At 70.4% G+C, this 17720-nt stretch carries 11 protein-coding genes, 1 tRNA gene and 2 pseudogenes; 7 read left to right on the top strand and 7 right to left on the bottom strand.

The annotated features are described in order from the left end of the window. Positions 1-280: 280 nt before the first annotated feature. The 4 genes and pseudogenes from ACZ6Z8_RS18920 to ACZ6Z8_RS18905 all read left to right on the top strand — a co-directional run bounded on the left by ACZ6Z8_RS18920 (position 281) and on the right by ACZ6Z8_RS18905 (position 6147). Entirely contained in the window at positions 281-2503 is a 2223-nt protein-coding gene (locus ACZ6Z8_RS18920; protein WP_465611174.1) for a (Fe-S)-binding protein, read from the top strand. Positions 2504-2796: 293 nt separating this feature from the next. Beyond that, positions 2797-3861: pseudogene (gene manB, locus ACZ6Z8_RS18915) on the top strand (mannose-1-phosphate guanylyltransferase); the annotation flags it as partial. A gap of 389 nt (positions 3862-4250) precedes the next feature. Continuing rightward, positions 4251-5171, top strand: a complete 921-nt coding sequence (locus ACZ6Z8_RS18910) for a Yip1 family protein (protein WP_465611172.1) — start codon at positions 4251-4253, stop codon at positions 5169-5171. 85 nt (positions 5172-5256) lie between these two features. Beyond that, a complete protein-coding gene (locus tag ACZ6Z8_RS18905) occupies positions 5257-6147 on the top strand; it encodes an alanyl-tRNA editing protein (RefSeq protein WP_465611170.1) in 891 nt (296 codons plus the stop codon). Between the two features lie 148 nt (positions 6148-6295). Here the strand turns inward: ACZ6Z8_RS18905 and dcd are convergent, their stop codons facing one another. Both dcd and ACZ6Z8_RS18895 read right to left on the bottom strand, forming a co-directional pair. Continuing rightward, complete coding sequence (gene dcd / locus ACZ6Z8_RS18900) at positions 6296-6871, bottom strand: dCTP deaminase (RefSeq protein ID WP_465611168.1); 576 nt, start codon at positions 6869-6871, stop codon at positions 6296-6298. A gap of 72 nt (positions 6872-6943) precedes the next feature. Continuing rightward, positions 6944-7165: a hypothetical protein gene (locus ACZ6Z8_RS18895; RefSeq protein ID WP_188304334.1), complete on the bottom strand. Its 222-nt coding sequence runs from the start codon at positions 7163-7165 to the stop codon at positions 6944-6946. A gap of 277 nt (positions 7166-7442) precedes the next feature. Between ACZ6Z8_RS18895 and ACZ6Z8_RS18890 the strand changes: the two genes are divergently transcribed. Further along, positions 7443-7513: transfer RNA gene (locus ACZ6Z8_RS18890), tRNA-Gly, on the top strand. Positions 7514-7656: 143 nt separating this feature from the next. Here ACZ6Z8_RS18890 and ACZ6Z8_RS18885 read toward each other — a convergent pair. The 5 genes and pseudogenes from ACZ6Z8_RS18885 to ACZ6Z8_RS18865 all read right to left on the bottom strand — a co-directional run. Then, positions 7657-7806, bottom strand: a pseudogene (locus ACZ6Z8_RS18885) (IS982 family transposase); the annotation flags it as partial. A gap of 62 nt (positions 7807-7868) precedes the next feature. Next, positions 7869-8663 carry a thioesterase II family protein gene (locus ACZ6Z8_RS18880; protein WP_465611166.1) on the bottom strand — a complete coding sequence of 265 codons (795 nt, stop codon included), beginning with the start codon at positions 8661-8663 and terminating at the stop codon, positions 7869-7871. 144 nt (positions 8664-8807) lie between these two features. Next, a complete protein-coding gene (locus tag ACZ6Z8_RS18875) occupies positions 8808-9737 on the bottom strand; it encodes an alpha/beta hydrolase (protein ID WP_465611164.1) in 930 nt (309 codons plus the stop codon). A 91-nt stretch (positions 9738-9828) separates the two neighbouring features. Further along, positions 9829-10509: a response regulator transcription factor gene (locus tag ACZ6Z8_RS18870; RefSeq protein ID WP_465611162.1), complete on the bottom strand. Its 681-nt coding sequence runs from the start codon at positions 10507-10509 to the stop codon at positions 9829-9831. Then, positions 10502-11599 carry a sensor histidine kinase gene (locus tag ACZ6Z8_RS18865; RefSeq protein ID WP_465611160.1) on the bottom strand — a complete coding sequence of 366 codons (1098 nt, stop codon included), beginning with the start codon at positions 11597-11599 and terminating at the stop codon, positions 10502-10504. Before ACZ6Z8_RS18865 ends, ACZ6Z8_RS18870 begins: the two co-directional genes overlap by 8 nt. A gap of 793 nt (positions 11600-12392) precedes the next feature. Here ACZ6Z8_RS18865 and ACZ6Z8_RS18860 point away from each other — a divergent pair. Both ACZ6Z8_RS18860 and ACZ6Z8_RS18855 read left to right on the top strand, forming a co-directional pair. Continuing rightward, positions 12393-13373 carry a beta-ketoacyl-[acyl-carrier-protein] synthase family protein gene (locus tag ACZ6Z8_RS18860; RefSeq protein ID WP_465611158.1) on the top strand — a complete coding sequence of 327 codons (981 nt, stop codon included), beginning with the start codon at positions 12393-12395 and terminating at the stop codon, positions 13371-13373. Then, the coding region (locus ACZ6Z8_RS18855) for a type I polyketide synthase (protein ID WP_465611156.1) at positions 13366-17720 on the top strand (4355 nt) is incomplete at its 3' end. The genes ACZ6Z8_RS18860 and ACZ6Z8_RS18855, both read left to right, overlap by 8 nt.

Here is a 17720-nt window from a genome sequence, read left to right as displayed (position 1 = left end):
ACGACCCGACGGGGGGCGTCAACAGGTATGAGTGCGCCCCGCTCAACTTTGCTGAGGCCGTTCCCCGTCGAACGGAGGTGGACGGCCGCTCGGTCGGCGGTCACCGACCGGGGCGGCGCGCGTGCGGTCACGTGACTGCCGCCATAGCTTGGGAGCCTTCTGGAGAACTGTTGCCCACCGGTAATGTCCGGGCCGTCGGCCCGGCAAGTTACCGACCAGTACAATCTCTTCGGAAAACCGCAGAGACTGCTCAACCGCAAGCCGCAGGAGACGGAGAGCGATGCAACTAGCAGCGATCGTCATCTCGCTGGTCACCTTCGTGATCGGCACCGCGCTCGCCCTCCGTGCGGCGTGGCACATCTTCAGGGTGGTGCTGACCGGCGCGCCGGACTCCACCCGTTTCGGGAAGCCCGCGCAGCGCGCGGGGACCCTCGCGACCGAGTTCTTCGGGCACACCCGGATGAACCGCTGGGGGATCGTGGGCATCGCCCACTGGTTCGTCGCGGTCGGCTTCTTCAGCCTGGTGCTGACCATCGTCAACGCGATGGGCCAGCTCTTCGACGCCGAGTGGGAACTGCCGGTCATCGGCAACTGGATGGTCTGGCAGCTCTTCGTCGAGCTGGTCGGCACCCTGACCACCCTGGGCATCGTCACCCTGATGGTGATCCGCCTGATGAGCCTGCCGTCCCGGTCGGGCCGCAAGTCCCGGTTCGCCGGCTCGATCGCCTGGCAGGCCTTCTACGTCGAGTACACGATCCTCGGCATCGGCCTCTGCATCCTGATGCTGCGCGCCCTGGAGGGCGCCCTGGCCGGCGTCGACTCGTACGGCCCGGAGCACCTGGTCTCGTACCCGATCACCTCCGCGCTGAGCGGCCTGTCGCACGGGACGCTGGAGAACCTGGTCTACCTGTTCGCGATGCTGAAGATCTGCATCTCGTTCGCGTGGGCGATCACCATCGGCCTCAACCCCTCGATGGGTGTGGCCTGGCACCGCTTCCTCGGCTTCTTCAACATCTACTTCAAGCGCGAGGAGGACGGCGGCACCGCCCTCGGCGCCCTCCGCCCGATGACCAGCAACGGTCAGCCGATCGACTTCGAGGACCCGGCCGACGACGCCGTCTTCGGCGTCTCCCAGGTCGAGCACTTCTCCTGGAAGGGCATCCTCGACTTCTCCACCTGCACCGAGTGCGGCCGCTGCCAGTCGCAGTGCCCCGCCTGGAACACCGGCAAGCCGCTCTCGCCCAAGCTGCTGATCATGAGCCTGCGCGAGCACGCCTACGGCAAGGCGCCGTACCTGCTGGCCGGCGGCGGCAAGGACATGGAGGGCACCGAGAAGGCCACCGCCGAGCAGCTCAAGGACGTCCCGGCGGCCGCGCTGGCCGAGGCCGAGCGCCCGCTGATCGGCACCGCCGAGGAGAACGGCGTCATCGACCCGGACGTGCTGTGGTCCTGCACCACCTGCGGCGCCTGCGTCGAGCAGTGCCCGGTGGACATCGAGCACGTCGACCACATCGTCGACATGCGCCGCTACCAGGTGATGATCGAGAGCAACTTCCCGACCGAGGCCGGGACGATGCTCAAGAACCTGGAGAACAAGGGCAACCCGTGGGGCATGGCCACCAAGGCCCGCCTGGACTGGGTCAAGGAGCTGAAGAAGGAGACCGGCATCGAGGTGCCGGTGATCGGCGAGGACATCGACCCCGCGGAGGTCGAGTACCTCTACTGGGTCGGCTGCGCCGGCGCCCTGGAGGACCGCGCCAAGAAGACCACCAAGGCCTTCGCCGAGCTGCTGCACACCGCGGGCGTCAAGTTCGCGATCCTCGGCAAGGAGGAGACCTGCACCGGTGACTCCCCGCGCCGCCTGGGCAACGAGTTCCTCTTCCAGATGCTCGGCGCGCAGAACGTCGAGACCCTGAACGCCGCGCTGGAGGACGCCCCGACCAAGCGGATCGTGGCCACCTGCCCGCACTGCTTCAACACCATCGCCAACGAATACCCGCAGCTCGGCGGGCACTTCGAGGTGATCCACCACACCCAGCTGCTGCAGCACCTGATCGACGAGGGCAAGCTCGTCCCGGTCAACCCGGTCGAGGGGCTGATCACCTACCACGACCCCTGCTACCTGGGCCGCCACAACAAGGTCTACAGCCCGCCGCGCGAGATCATGGACAAGGTCCCCGGTCTGCGCCAGCAGGAGATGCACCGCCACAAGGAGCGCGGCTTCTGCTGCGGCGCCGGCGGCGCGCGGATGTGGATGGAGGAGCGCATCGGCAAGCGGATCAACACCGAGCGCGTGGACGAGGCGCTGTCGCTCAACCCGGACATCGTCTCCACCGCCTGCCCGTTCTGCCTGGTGATGCTCTCCGACTCGGTCAACGGCAAGAAGAACGAGGGCGCGGCCAAGGAGCACCTGAAGGTGGTCGACGTGGCCCAGCTGCTGCTCGACTCGGTGAAGGCGACCCCGCCGACCGAGGCCGAGGAACCGGCCACGGTGGACGCGTAACAGCGCCAGCTGTTCGACAGTTCTGCTACAACTGCCCGGCCCGGTGGACGCCGCCAACGCGCCCGCCGGGCCGGGCCTTTCGGTGCCCCGGGCGACCGCCGGCGGTACGGCGGACGGACGGCGAGTGACGTCAATCGCACGACCGCCGGACGGGCATTCGGTCGGAAGGAAATACAGTAGGCGCCGGACCGGCGACGAGCCGGTCGACCCGTTCCGGACGGGAACGGACCACCGACGGAGGCACCGGCCCGCCGGGCCGGGCCGCAGAGAGCACAAGGGGAACAGCGCAGACCATGACCGAGGCGATCATGCTCGTCGGTGGTAAGGGCACGCGACTGCGTCCGCTGACCACCCACACCCCCAAGCCGATGCTGCCGGTGGCAGGCGTCCCGTTCATCGCGCACCAGCTGGCCCGCGCGGCCGCTGCCGGGGTCACCCGGGTGGTGCTGGCCACCTCCTACCTGGCCGAGGTGTTCGAGGACCACTTCCAGGACGGCACCCCGTACGGCATCGAGCTGGTGTACCTGACCGAGCGCGAACCGCTGGGCACCGGCGGGGCCATCCGCAACGCCGCCTCCGGACTGACCTGCGGCCCGGACGAGCCGGTCCTGGTCTTCAACGGAGACATCCTCTCCGGCCTCGACATCGCCGCCCTGCGCGACGGCCACGTGGCCGCCGGGGCCGACGTCACCCTGCACCTCACCCGGGTCGAGGACCCGCGGGCCTTCGGCCTCGTCCCGACCGACGCGAACGGGCGGGTGCTGGAGTTCCTGGAGAAGCCGGAGACGCCGGAGCAGATCGTCACCGACCAGATCAACGCCGGCTGCTACGTCTTCACCCGGTCCGTCATCGACCGCATCCCGGCCGGCCGGGAGGTGTCCGTCGAGCGCGAGACCTTCCCCGAGCTGCTGGCCGGCGGGGCCCTGCTGCGCGGCGTCGTCGACACCTCGTACTGGCTGGACCTCGGCACCCCGGCGGCGTTCGTCCGCGGCTCCGCCGACCTGGTGCTGGGCAAGGTCGACTCCCCGGCCGTCCCCGGCCCGACCGGCGACGCCCTGCTGCTGCCCGGCGCCACCGTCCACCCGGGCGCGGTGCTCAGCGGCGGCACCGTGGTGTCCGAGGACGCGGTGATCGAGGCCGGCGCGATCGTCGAGGGCAGCGTCATCCTGCCCGGCGCGGTGATCGGCCCGGACACCCTGGTCAAGGACTCGATCGTGGGCGCCTTCGCCACCGTCGGCGACCGCTCCGCGCTGGTCGGCGCGGTGATCGGCGACGGCGCGATCGTGGAGTCGGACAACGAGCTGCCGAGCGGCATCCGGATCGCCTGCGGCACCCTGCTGCCGGTCGGCGCCGTGCGCACCACGGCCGGCCCGGGCGGCTGCCCGGCCGGCACCACGGCGGCCGCGGCGGTGCACGGGCCGTCGGTCACCGCCCAGCGCTGACGGATCCCCCCGAGGGCTCCCCAGCGGGGCTGCCCAGCGGGGAGCTCCTCCGCAAGGTGCTCCGCAGGGCTGCTGCTCCGCGGCAGCCGGGGGCGGCTTTCGGACCCGTTCGTCTCAGGCTCGCTGCAAACCGGCCCCGGCTCCGTCCGGGGCCGACGCGCGTTGGGCCGGACGGGTACCTTCGGAGCGTGGCTGGTAATCGATACGACAGCGGTCAGGGTGCCGACCGTCCGCACGGCGGATGGCCGGCTCCTCCTCCGCCACCGGCGGGGGTGCCCGGGGGGTACGGGCGGGCGGACGGGCCCGTGGACGGGCCGGAGTACTTCACCGCCGCGCACCCGACGGCGTCCGGCGGGCCCGGTGGTCACGGCGGGGCCGGCGGGCCGGGCGGTACGGTCGGCGACGGGTACGACCCGTACGGGGCCGACCGGCCCGGCAACACCCGGGCCTTCCCGCTCGGCGACCCGTACGAGCAGCAGCGCGACTACCAACAGCAGCAGCCCTACCACGCCCCGCCGCCGGCGCCGGGCCACTACGACGACGGCGGCTACGGGCAGCAGCCGCCGTACGGGCAGCAGCCCCCGCCGCCCTACGGCGGCAGCCGGGACCAGCACCCGCCGTACGGCCAGGACAACGTCACCGTCTACCGCGCCGGCGGCCGGTCCGCCCCGCACGTCAGCGGGCCCCGGCCGCACTGGCGCGAGCTGCTCGTCGGCATCTTCCGCACCCCGACCGCGATCTTCGACCGCACCCGGGACCACCAGGTCTGGCTGCCCGCCCTCACCGTCTCGCTGCTGTACGGCGTGCTCGCGGTGCTCGGCATCGGGCTGACCCACGACGACATCGTCAACTCGACCTTCTCGGTCGCGCTGACCGGCCTGTTCGCCGCGGCCGTCGGCTTCACCGTGGCCGGGGCGGTCTTCGGCGCGGTCACCTACGCGCTGGCCCGCCAGCTCGGCGGCGACGGCCCGTGGAAGTCGACGATCGGCCTGGCCGCGCTGATCGGCTGGCTGACCGACGCCCCCCGGCTGCTGCTCGACCTGGTGCTGCCCTCCGGCAGCGCGGTGGTCCAGGCCGTCGGCTGGGCCACCTGGATGCTCTGCGCGTACCTGCTGACCGGCATGGTCCGGCGGGTGCACGACCTGCCGTGGGGCAAGGCGGCGGGTGCCGCGGCCGTGCAGCTGGTCGCACTGCTGGTGTTGATCAAGCTGCCGACACTGGGCTGAGGGGTGAAGGGCACAATGGTGGGCGGGTCCGGCCGGTAGGCGCGGGCCCGCCCGCCCTCGTCCAGTCCCAGCCACGGAGTGCGCCATGACCCTCCCCACCACCCACGTCAGCTTTCCGGCCGGGGCGGTGACCGGCGAGTCCCCCGTGCTGGCGGTGCACCCGCTGGCCGACGGCCGGTACGCGGTGGTGACCGAGGCCACCCCGTTCCACCCGCTCGACCACACCTGGCCCGACCAGCCGGCCGACCACGGCACCCTGACCGTCGACGGCACCGAACTGGCCGTGGTGGACTGCCTCACCGGCGCGGTCGGCCCGGACGGCGGCGCCCCGCTGGTCGGCGCCGAGATCCCGGTCAAGCGCGGCGACGAGGAGTGGTCCTGGCTGGTCCTGCACGTCCTGGACACCGACCCCGGCGACCTCACCGGCCGCACCGCCGTCCTCGCCGTCGACGCCGAGCGCCGGGCCGCCCTGAGCGCCTCGCACAGCGGCTGCCACCTGCTCGCCCTCGCCCTCAACGCCGCGCTCGCCCCGCGCTGGCGCAAGGACCCGGGCCGCTCGGACGCCTTCGGCAACCCCGACTTCGACAGCCTCGCGATGGCCGGCTCGGTGATGGACACCCAGGCCAGCACCGACACCTACCGGCTCGGAAAGTCGCTGAAGAAGAAGGGCTTCACCGTCGACGCCACCGAGGACCTCCCCGCCCTCGCCGACGCCCTGCCCGCCCTCACCGAGGCCGTCAACGCGCAGCTCGCCGCCTGGGTCGCGGCCGACGCCCCGGTCCGGATCGACGTCCCCGGCCCCGAGCTCACCGCCCGCCGCCAGTGGCACTGCGAGCTGCCCGAGGGCGGCGCGCGGATCTTCTGCGGCGGTACCCACCTGCACCACCTCGGCGAGCTCGCCGAGCTGCGCACCGAGCTGCGGCTGTCCGAGGACGGCGCCGAGCTGGTCGCGGTCACCAGCCCGAAGCGGGCCTGACCGGCACCGCGGGGCCGAGCGGCGCTGCCGGGCCGACCGGCACCGCGGGCCCGAGAAACGCCGCGGGCGGCCACCCCTCCTCCGAGGGGGTGGCCGCCCGCCGTGCATGCACTCCGTCGTGCTGCGGTCAGAGCCGTTCCTGCTGCGGTCAGACCTCGCTGCGGTGGAAGTTCAGGTACGAGCGGGACGGCGTCGGGCCGCGCTGGCCCTGGTAGCGCGAGCCGTAGCGCTCGGAGCCGTACGGGTGCTCCGACGGCGAGGAGAGCCGGAACAGGCACAGCTGCCCGATCTTCATCCCCGGGTAGAGCTTGATCGGCAGGGTCGCGACGTTCGACAGCTCCAGCGTCACGTGGCCGCTGAAGCCGGGGTCGATGAAGCCCGCCGTGGAGTGGGTGAGCAGGCCCAGCCGGCCCAGGCTCGACTTGCCCTCCAGCCGGGAGGCCACGTCCTCGGGCAGCGTGATGACCTCGTACGTCGAGGCCAGCACGAACTCACCGGGGTGCAGGATGAACGCCTCGTCGCCGTCCGGCTCGACCAGCCGGGTCAGGTCCGGCTGCTCCTCGGAGGGGTCGATGTGCGGGTACTTGTGGTTCTCGAACACGCGGAAGAAGCGGTCGAGGCGCACGTCGATGCTCGACGGCTGGATCATCGCCGGGTCGAACGGGTCGATGACGACCCGGCCCAGGTCGATTTCGGTCCGGATGTCCTTGTCAGAGAGCAGCACGCTTCGAGGTTACGTGCACGACGGGGCCCCGGACGAATCCGTCCGGGGCCCCGGGTGTCCTCCCGCCGGCCGTCAGGCCAGGAACTCAGCGGCCTCCAACCGCATCGCCTGCGCCAGTTGGGCCGTGGACAGCTCCCGCACGTCGGCCAGCACCGAGCTCCGGAGCCGTCCGCACTGCGGACAGCGGATCAACCGCCCGGGGCCGAGCCGGCCCGGACCGAGGTTCTGCATCGGGAACGTGGTGGTGCTGAACAGGTGCCCCTCGGCACAACGAACGACGGCGCGCTGCTCCATCGATCCCCTTCCCATCCCTAACCCAGTACTCACCCGTACTCATCGCGCCCCGGCGACCAGGCTCCGGGACAGCGTCACATTAGGGGATGTTCCGGACATTCCACACCGTGGCTCGCCGCCCCGACCCACGCCCACCGGAGCACTCACACGCGGCCCAAACAGTACGCCCCCCGCATTCCCCCGTCCGGCTCCGCCACGGCCCCGGACCGGCCGTGCAACCACAGCGGCGGATGGGGTACAGTGGCACTGGATCGAGCGGTCTCTGACGGCTCGTCAGGCGGGCGTAGTTTAATGGTAGAACATGAGCTTCCCAAGCTTAGAGCGCGAGTTCGATTCTCGTCGCCCGCTCCGCACCGAAAGCCGCAGGTCATATGACCTGCGGCTTTCTTGTTATCTAGACCGGTTCACCCCTGTCATGCCAGATTCGTGCCAGAACGCCGTTCGGCCGCGGCCGGCTCCGCCTCTTTGTAGCGGTTCGACAAGTTGCCGCAGAACCGGGAGCGGCTCGCGCAGTAGCCGTATCCGGCCGTGCCAGCCAGGGCCGAGCGTTTCACGGTCTCCCTCGACGCGGGGCACGGCAGCGGTGCCGAGTCGATCAGCTGCAGGTCGTCGTGCCAGGTCGGGACCTGCCGGGCCAGTGCCCCCCGGCGAACGGGCATCCATTGTCATGGTCGCGGCCAGGCCGGCAATGGGACTCATTCATCTAGGCGCTCTGCGCTGCCTGATGGGGCGCGGGCCCGGGCTCGGTCGTGATCAGGGTTGTGATGGCGGGGAGTTGCTCGCTGAGGAAGAAGTGTCCGCCGGGGAAGGTCGTGAAGCGTGTTCCCGCCGTGGTGTGGTTGCTCCAGGCGGCGGCGCCGGCCTGGCTGACGCGGGAGTCGCCGTTGCCGGTGAGCACGGTGACGGGGCAATCGAGGACGGCGTCGGGGGCGCAGCTGTACGTCTCGATCGCCTTGTAGTCGCTGCGGATGGCCGGCAGGGCGCCCCGGAGCAGTTCGTCGTCGACGAGCAGCCGCTGGTCGGTGCCACCGAGCGCGGCCATCTCCTTCAGCAGTGCGTTGTCATCAAGCCGGTGGACCGCGGCGGTGTTGGGGAAGGAGGGGGCGCTACGGCCGGAGGCGAAGAGGTGGCTGAGCACAATGCCCTCGCGCTGGAATCGCAAAGCCACCTCAAAGGCGAGAATCGCGCCCATGCTGTGCCCGAAGAACTGCAGCGGAAGGTCGGTCCAGTCGGCGAGGGCCTCGGCGACCGCGTCGGCATACCGGGGAATGCTGTCGATGAGAGGGTCGGCACGCCGGTCCTGGCGGCCCGGATACTGGATGGCCACGACGTCGACGACGCCCGACAGGGCGAGTGCGAGCGGGCGGAAGAAGGTGGCCGATCCGCCCGCGTGCGGAAAGCACACCAGTCGGCGGTCCGCCCCGGGGGTGGGCTGGTACCGCCGAATCCAGGTGTTTTCCTCGCGTCCGCCGTCCGACATGGCCCTGCCTTCCGTCATGAGTCAAAGGGGAAGTGGGCCGCGTCAGCGGGAGCCGTCTCCGTCGTGGCCTCTTGGAAGTTATCCGCACCCGCGCTGGACGGTAAGGCCGATTAGGGGCACGGGCGGCTACTCCTTTTGGGGAGTGTCCATGCCACTTCGGGTTCAGCGGCGCAGCGCGCCGTGCAGCGCGGCCATCCAGTGCTCCGTGGTGCGTCGGGCCAGTGCGCTGTCCGGCGCGTACCCCTCGAAGAGGTGGAAGGCGCCCGGTACGAGGTGGAGTTCGGTGCTGACACCGGCCTCCACGAGTCGGCGCGCGTAGTCGATGCCCTCGTCCCGCAGGGGGTCGTTTTCGGCCGCCATGATGTAGGCGGAGGGGAGCCCCGACAAGTCGTCGGCGCGGGAGGGCACCGCGTAAGGAGCGGTCGGGTCCGCGCCGCCGAGGTAGGTCTGCCACATGGTCAGCGCGGTGTGCCGATTGAGGATGCGGTGGTCGGTGACGCTGTGAGCGGAGGGGGTGTCGCAGCGGTCGTCCAGCGCGGGGATGAGCAGGAGTTGGTGGATCAGCCGTGGCCCGTCCTGGTCGCGGGCCATCAGAGCCACTGCGGCGGCGAGGCAGCTGCCTGCGGAACGCCCGCTGACCGCTAGCCGGTCGGGGTCCACGCCGAGGTCGGCCGCATGGGCGTGGAGCCAGCCGAGCGCGGCGTGGCAGTCGGTGAGCCCGGCGGGGTACGGGTGTTCGGGCGCCAGCCGGTAGCCGACCGAGACCACCACCGCGTTGCCTCCGAGGCATATCTCGCGGCAGTTGCTGTCGGCGGTGTCGAGGTCCCCGGTGATGAAGGCGCCGCCGTGGCAGTAGAGCACCCCGGGCAGCGGCTCTGGAGCCTCTCCGGTCGGGGTGTAAATGCGCAGCTCTATCTGATTGCCGTCGGGGCCGGTGAACGAGGCCCCGCTGATCTCGATCCTCGGGTCGGCGGGCGCGGGAGTGGCGGCCAGCAGCCTCCGGGTGGCGGCGCGGGTGGCGTCGACATCGCTGAACCAGTCGAGTGTCGGAAGGGTGGCGAGCACGGGCGAGAGGGCGGGGTCGATGTTCACAGAATTCCTTGGTAGCCTACGGTATTTCATTTGGCGCGCGATATTCACAAAAGGAGCCGCCATCCGGGGTGGCGGCACTGAGTTCTTGCGCTCAGCTGGCTGCGTTATTTGCGTGCCATGATGTGTGCGAGGTGTCGGTTCGGATGGCCGAAGCGGCCATCGCCTTGTTCACCGCGTCGATCCGGGAAACCGCGTCGAGTTTCTCGAATATATTTCGCATGTGACGCTTCACCGTGCCTTCGGCGATTCCCAGCGAGGCCGCCGTCTGTCTGTTGCTGCGGGCGGCGGCGACATGGTTGAGAACCTCGATCTCGCGGTTGGACAGCGCACCCGGCCCGGTCGGCTTCTGCCGGGAGACCTTGAGGCTCTTCCGGGAGACCGACATGGTCACCTGCTGATCGGCGCTGCGGGCGGCGCGGATCGCGGAGATCAGCGTCGCGCGGGTCGCGCTCTTGTGGAGGAAGCCGCTGATGCCCAGTTCGAGGAACTCCTGGACCAGGCCGGGAGAGTCGTGCATGGTCAGGATGACCGTGCTCGTGTCCGGGCAGCGGTCGCGCAGCTGTATCACGGTGGTCAGGGTCTTCTGCCCCGGCATCTCGACGTCCAGCAGGGCGATGTCGGGCTGATGCTGCACCGCCAGCTCCACCGCGGACTGGCCGTCTCCGGCCTCCGCCACGATCTCGAAGTCGGGTTCGCTGCGCAGGGAGTCGCACAGGGTTTGGCGCAGTATCGTGTGGTCATCGGCGACGAGTATGCGGATCTGGTCAGACATGTTCTGCGACTCCGATGGGTATCCACAGGTCGATCCGGGTGCCGGTCGGCGCGGCGTCCTTGATGGTGAGTCGGCCGTTGAGTTGCTCGACGCGCTCGGACATGGAGATCAGGCCGTGGCCCCTGCGGCCGGATGCGGTCCGGTGCAGGTCGATTCCGATGCCGTTGTCCTCGACCAGGACGTTCACCTCGCTCGCGGTGAACTCCACCCGCACCTCGATCTGGCTGGCCATGGAATGCGCCAGAGCGTTGAGCAGGCACTCGCGCAGCACGAGGAAGAGTTCGGCGAGCGTCCGGTGGCCGGCGGGTGCGCCGTCCCCGATGACATCGATCGTCACTGTGCTCGTCCCGGATACCTGCATCGACTCCACGAACGCCGCGAGAGCGCTGCGCAGGTCCAGGTCCGAGGAGTCCTCGCGGAGCCAGGTGATGAGTTCGCGCAGTTCCAGCAGGGTGCTGACGAGCGTGTCGCGCACGGCCAGCACAGGCTGCTGCTCGGCCTCGGGCCGGTCGGCTATCGACAGCGCGTAGAGCTCCAGCTGGCGCATCGCCAGACTCACGCTGCTGCCCAACCGGTCGTGCACGTCACGCGCGAGCGCCCGGCGGTGGGCATCGGTCGCGTTGTGCATCGCGGTCAGCAGGGCTGCCTCGCGGTCACCTGCGATGACCTGCCATCGTGCGTTGATGCTGCGATGGAGCGTCAGGAGCGCTTCGGTGAGCAGAGCGGTCCGCTGAGGCCCGTCACCCACCACCTCCCGCAGTGCGGCTGCCACCGTCTCGAAGAGCAGCGTGGACGCCTGCGCCAGAGCGACCTGGTCGGCATGGACCGTGGGATGCGTATCGGCGGCGGCTCGCGCCAGACGGGTCGCCTCCTCCGGGGTAACGGCCCGCCCCAGCTCCAGGGTCAGCGCACAGGCAGCGATGACCTCGCCGGCCTGGACGGCGATGCGGTCGCGACTCGCATGACTCACTATCAGCGTGCTTCGCTGCTGCACCAGTTGCGCACAGAATTGCTCGGCTATGTCGGAAGAGCGGCCCAGGAGGGCATGCCCCGGCCCGTTTTCTTTGCTTAGATTTTTCTTGAAGGCCACGAGTAATCCCCCGATTCGGTGGGCTCCCAAGGATCTACCGGGTCCTCGACTCGGAACGGTGCACCTGCTGTAACGCCCGGGCGCACTGCTCAACTCCGTAGACCTGGAAAGGTGATGATACATCGGCCAATGCGAACCGCGAGGCTCGATTCTGGTTCGCGGCGGCCTGTGGCTTCAGCTATGACGACAAGTCAGTTCATTTGGGGCGCCGATTCATGGGGCAGCTTGATGTGGGCACCAACGGAGTGATCCGAGTCACGTGCCGACCCGGGGGGTGGGGTGGCGGCGACTGTGGCTACCACGGAAATCCCCGCCCTACGTTTCGGGCCTGTTGCAACTTCCATTTCTCGATGGCCTATTGATACCGATCTGCACAGTTGGAACTCTTAGCGTTTCGCCGCGGTCACAGTTGGTAAGCATGATCCTCGGCACCGCCGTACGCGCCTTTGGGCCGGCGTCCGGGGTGCCCGGTGCACCCCGTTCGTGATCAGGGTGATGACCTGGGCCGACAGCCCTCCGGCGACGCCCGCACGGGTACCGATGAGGGTCATGAGACACATCGGTATCACTAAAGGAGCACACGGTCGGCTGCGCCTTAAGTGACCTACTTCCGAACGCTCCTGGCTAACTAACGTGGCCTTCGCGTGGCAGGTCAGCGAGGCGGGGAGGCCTGCCCTTCACGCCGGACTTTCACATTCGAAGCACGTGGCAGTAGGGGGATTCCAGGATGAGGCTGGGCGGCGCTCTGAGCATCAAGGCGGCCTCGACATGGCTACCGGAGGACCGGGAAACCGTGGACGAGGTGATCGCGGACGGGCGGCTGGAACCCGAGCACCGGCACCGCGTCGGCGTCACCGAGCTCCCGGTCTCCACCGAACTCGCCGGCCCGCAGCTCGCGGCGCGTGCCGCCCAGCGGGCGCTGCGTGCCGCCGACTGGGACACCGACCGCGTCGGCCTGCTGGCCCACGCCTGGATCTACCACCAGGGTCACGACTTCTGGGCTCCCGCCCACTACGTCGCCGACCAGGCGGGTGTCAGCAAGGCGCTGCCCTTCGGCCTCCAGCACATGTCCAACGGCGGTGCGCTCGGCGTCCAGCTCGCCGCGACCCGTCTGGTCGCGGACCCGGCGATGGATTCGGTCCTGGTCACCACCGGCGACCGCTTCTCCCTGCCCGGCTTCGACCGTTGGGCCGGCGACTACGACGTCGTCTACGGCGACGCCGGTACCGCCCTCCTGCTCGGCCGCACCGACGGCCACGGCGACCTGCTGCACATGCTCTCCTTCTCGACCGCCGCGGCCGCCGAGACCGAGCTCTTCTTCCGAGGCCGCGACCCCTTCAGCGACGCCGCCCTCGACCACAGCCGGCCCATCGACGTACGCCGCCCGAAGAAGGCGTACCTGGAGATGGGCGGCATGGAGCAGCTCAAGTCGCTCGGCCTGGCCAAGGTGCGTCACATCCTGCTGGAGTGTCTGGAATTCGCCGGCGTCGAGCCGAGCGACCCACGAATCCGCTGCATCGCGCTGCCCCGCGCCGGCGACTCCGTCTACAACCTCATGTACTTGCCCGTCATCGAGGACGTGATCAAGGCCGAGCCGCTGTTCCTGGGCCGGAAGACCGGCCACCTCGGCGCCGGTGACTTCATCGCCAACCTCAGCGACATCATCGCCTCGGACATCCTCCAGCCCGGCGAGATCGCCCTCGTGATCGGTGGTGGTGCCGGCTACACCTGGTCCTGCGCCGCCTTCCAGGCTCCGGAGAAGACCCATGGCTGAGTTCGCACAGACCCCCCGCTCGCAGGGCACCCCGACCATCGCGGTCATCGGCATCGCCTGTCGGCTGCCGGGAGCGCCGGACCCGCAGGCGTTCTGGAAGCTTCTCGACAGTGGCCAGGACGCGATCACCGAGGCGCCCGCCGACCGCTGGAACCCTGACACGCCCATCGCGGCACGCTTCGGCGGCTTCCTCGACCAGGTGGACCGCTTCGACGCGGGCTTCTTCGGAGTCTCGCCCCGCGAGGCGACCGTCATGGACCCGCAACAGCGCCTGATGCTCGAACTCAGCTGGGAGGCACTGGAGGACGCCCGGATCGTTCCCGCCGACCTGCGCGGCAGCAGGACCGGCGTCTTCGTCGGCGCGATCGCCGACGACTACGCCCGTCTGATGCACGCGGCCGGCCCGGACGGCATCACCGCGCACACCGTCACCGGCACCCACCGCGGCATCATCGCCAACCGCGTCTCGTACGTTCTCGACCTGCACGGGCCGAGCATGACCGTCGACACGGCGCAGTCCTCCGCGCTCGTCGCGGTCCAGATGGCGTGCGAGAGCTTGGCCCGTGGAGACTCCACACTCGCCCTGGCCGGCGGGGTCAGCCTCAACATCCTCGCCGAGACCACCCTCAGCACCGAGAAGTTCGGCGGTCTCTCGCCCGACGGCCGCTGCTACACCTTCGACGAGCGCGCCAACGGCTACGTGCGCGGCGAGGGCGGCGCCGCGCTGCTGCTCAAGCCGTACGAGCAGGCCCTCGCCGACGGCGACCGCATCCACTGGCTCATCATGGGCGGCGCAGTCAACAGCGACGGCGCCAGCGACGGCCTCACCGTGCCCAGCGGAGCGGCTCAGGAAGACGTCATCAGGCGGGCCTACGACGACGCCGGCATCGACCCGGCCCTGGTCCAGTACGTCGAACTGCACGGCACCGGCACCCGGGTCGGCGACCCCACCGAGGCCGCCGCGCTGGGTGCCGCGCTCGGCGCCGGCCGGGCCGTCGACGCGCCCCTGCTCGTCGGCTCGGCGAAGACCAACGTCGGCCACCTCGAAGGTGCCGCCGGCATCGTCGGTCTGCTGAAAGCCGGACTGAGCATCGCCCACCGGAGGATTCCGGCGAGCCTCAACTACGAGCGGCCCAATCCCGCGATCCCGCTGGACGACCTGCGTCTGCGCGTGCAGAGTGAATCGGGCCCGTGGCCGCACCCGGGCCGTCAACTGGTGGCCGGCGTCAGCTCCTTCGGGATGGGCGGTACGAACGGGCACCTCGTGCTCGCCTCGCAGCAGGGCCACGCGGAGGAGACGGAGCACCCCGTGGCCGACCGTGACGGGCACCGGCCGCTGGCGCCCGCCGGGGAGCCGTCCAGGGACGGATCCCCCGTGCCCTGGCTGCTGTCCGGGAAGACCGAGGCCGCGATGCGCGCCCAGGCCGAGCGGCTGCTCGCGTCGCTTAGCGCCGACGCCCCGCGGTGCCCCGCCGACGTCGCGCTCTCACTCGCCACCACGCGCACCCACTTCCCCCACCGCGCCGCCGTGGTGGCCGGCGACCTCGACGTACTCACTGCGGGGCTGGAGGCGCTGGCGCTGGGCAAGCGCTCTGCGGGCGTGATCACCGGTCGCGGCGCCGAGGAGGGCGCCCTCGCCTTCCTCTTCACCGGCCAGGGCAGCCAACGGCTGGGGATGGGCCGGCAGCTGTACGAGACCCATCCGGTCTTCGCCGAAGCCTTCGACGAGGTGTGTGCCGAACTCGACGACCGCATCGGCCGCTCGCTGCGCGCCATCATCTGGGCGGAGGACGACACGGGCGGTACCGGTGAGGCGGGGTCCGCCGCCGACCGCGCCTCGCTCGACGAGACCCGGTACACCCAGCCCGCGCTGTTCGCGGTCGAGGTGGCCCTCTACCGGCTGATCACCTCATGGGGGGTGCGTCCCGACTACCTCGCCGGACACTCCATCGGTGAGATCGCCGCCGCCCACGTGTCTGGTGTCCTCTCGCTCGCCGATGCCGCGACGCTGATCGCCGCGCGCGGCCGGCTGATGCAGGCTCTGCCGGCCGGCGGTGCGATGATCGCGCTCCAGGCCTCCGAGGCCGAGGTGGTCCCGCTGCTGCGCGGCTCGGAGCAGACTGTCGGCCTCGCGGCGATCAACTCGCCGAACTCCGTGGTGATCTCCGGAGCCGAGCAGGACCTGCTGCCGATCGCTGAGCACTTCCGCCGGATGGGCCGGAAGACCCGGCAGCTGAACGTCAGCCACGCCTTCCACTCGCCGCTGATGGCCCCGATGCTCGCCGAGTTCCAGGCCGTCGCCGAGACCCTGACCTACCACGAGCCGACCGTTCCGCTGGTTTCCACCGTCACCGGAGAACCGGCCGACGCGGACGAACTGCGGTCCGCGGCCTACTGGGTCCGGCATGTCGCCCAGCCGGTCCGCTTCGCCGGCGCCCTGAACGCCCTGCGTGCCGCCGGCGCGCGGACCTTCCTCGAGGTCGGGCCGGGCGGAGTGCTCACCGCTATGGGCCAGGAGTGCCTGGACGAGCCCGGCACCGTCTTCCTGTCCGGTATGCGGGAGGGCGCCGAGGGACACGCGATTACGGCCGCGCTCGCGGGGCTGTACGTCAACGGGACCGATGTCGACTGGCGCGCGGTGATCGACGCCGATGCGACCGTCGTCGACCTGCCCACCTACGCGTTCCAACGCCGCCGCTACTGGTCCGAGCACACCCCGCGCCCCACCGCGGCGGCCACCGCCGGACCGGCCGTCCCCGCCACGCACAGTGCCAAGGACGAGGAGACGGCGCACGCCGCCGTCGAGCCGGGCCGCCGCGCCTCCCTCGGCACGCGGGAACTCACCCGCGAACTCACCGACCTCGTACGGAACACGGTCGGCACGGTCCTCGGCCACACCGCCGATGACGACGTCGTACTCACCCAGACCTTCAAGGAACTGGGCTTCGACTCGCTGCTCGCCGTCGAACTGCGCAACATCCTCAACGAGGAACTCGACCTCCGACTGCCCGCCGGCCTGCTCTTCAACTACCCGACGCCCGCGGTTCTGATCGACCACCTCGTCGGCGAGCTCTCCGGCACCTCGACGGACAGCGGCGCCCCCACGGCCACCGTCGTCCGTGCCGACGAGCCGATCGCCGTCGTCGCCATGTCCTGCCGCTACCCGGACCGGATCACCTCTCCCGAGGAGCTCTGGCAGGTCGTCGCCGAGGGCATCGACACCATCGGTGACTTCCCCACCGACCGGGGCTGGGACCTCGAAGCCCTCCTCGGCACCGACCGGTCGCAGCCAGGCCTGTCGAGCACCCGGCACGGCGGATTCCTCGACACGGCGACCGAGTTCGATGCGGACTTCTTCGGTATCAACCCCCGCGAGGCCGCGGCGATGGACCCGCAGCAGCGGCTGCTGCTGGAGACGGCCTGGGAGGTGTTCGAGAGCGCGGGCATCGACCCCGCGTCCGTGCGCGGCAAGCGGGTCGGCACCTTCATCGGCGCCACCGCGATGGACTACGGCCCGCGCCTGCACGAGACCGCGGACGGCTCCGAGGGCTACCTACTCACCGGCGGCACCACGAGTGTCGCGTCGGGTCGGCTGGCGTATTCGTTCGGTCTGGAGGGGCCGGCGCTGACGGTGGACACGGCGTGTTCGTCGTCGTTGGTGGCGTTGCACCTGGCGGTGCAGTCGCTGCGGCGTGGTGAGTGCGAGATGGCGCTGGCCGGCGGTGTCACCGTGATGGCCACACCCGGCATGTTCGTGGAGTTCTCGCGTCAGCGGGGTCTGTCCGCGGACGGGCGTTGCAAGGCGTTCGCGGCGTCGGCGGACGGGACGGGCTGGGCCGAGGGTGTCGGTCTGCTGCTGGTGGAGCGGTTGTCGGAGGCGAGGCGTCTCGGTCACCGTGTTCTGGCGGTGGTGCGTGGTACGGCGGTGAACCAGGACGGTGCGTCGAACGGTCTGACGGCGCCGAACGGTCCGGCGCAGGAGCGGGTGATCAGGAGTGCGCTGGCCGATGCGGGTCTGACGGTCGGCGAGGTGGACGTGGTCGAGGCCCACGGTACGGGGACGAAGCTCGGTGACCCGATCGAGGCGCAGGCGCTGCTGGCCACCTACGGTCGGAATCGTGAGCAGGACCGGCCGTTGTGGCTGGGCTCGCTGAAGTCGAACATCGGTCACAGCCAGGCGGCTGCCGGTGTTGGCGGGATCATCAAGATGGTCCAGTCGATGCGCCACGGTGTGCTGCCGAAGACGCTGCACGTGGACGAGCCGACCCCGCACGTGGAGTGGGAGTCGGGGGCGGTCCGGCTGCTGACCGAGGCGATGCCGTGGCAGAGCGAGGGCCGTCCGCGCCG

The sequence above is a fragment of the Kitasatospora sp. NPDC101108 genome (genome assembly GCF_055584725.1).
The sequence above is the reverse complement of the archived record's forward strand: the minus strand, read 5'-3'. Positions and strand labels throughout refer to the sequence as shown.

What these genes read in the sequence shown, in the direction of transcription:
- ACZ6Z8_RS18870 (WP_465611162.1), bottom strand. Translation starts at nt 10,509, where the DNA reads ATGTCTGACCAGATCCGCATACTCGTCGCCGATGACCACACGATACTG.
- ACZ6Z8_RS18880 (WP_465611166.1), bottom strand. Translation starts at nt 8,663, where the DNA reads ATGACGGAAGGCAGGGCCATGTCGGACGGCGGACGCGAGGAAAACACC.
- ACZ6Z8_RS18920 (WP_465611174.1), top strand. Translation starts at nt 281, where the DNA reads ATGCAACTAGCAGCGATCGTCATCTCGCTGGTCACCTTCGTGATCGGC.
- ACZ6Z8_RS18905 (WP_465611170.1), top strand. Translation starts at nt 5,257, where the DNA reads ATGACCCTCCCCACCACCCACGTCAGCTTTCCGGCCGGGGCGGTGACC.
- ACZ6Z8_RS18895 (WP_188304334.1), bottom strand. Translation starts at nt 7,165, where the DNA reads ATGGAGCAGCGCGCCGTCGTTCGTTGTGCCGAGGGGCACCTGTTCAGC.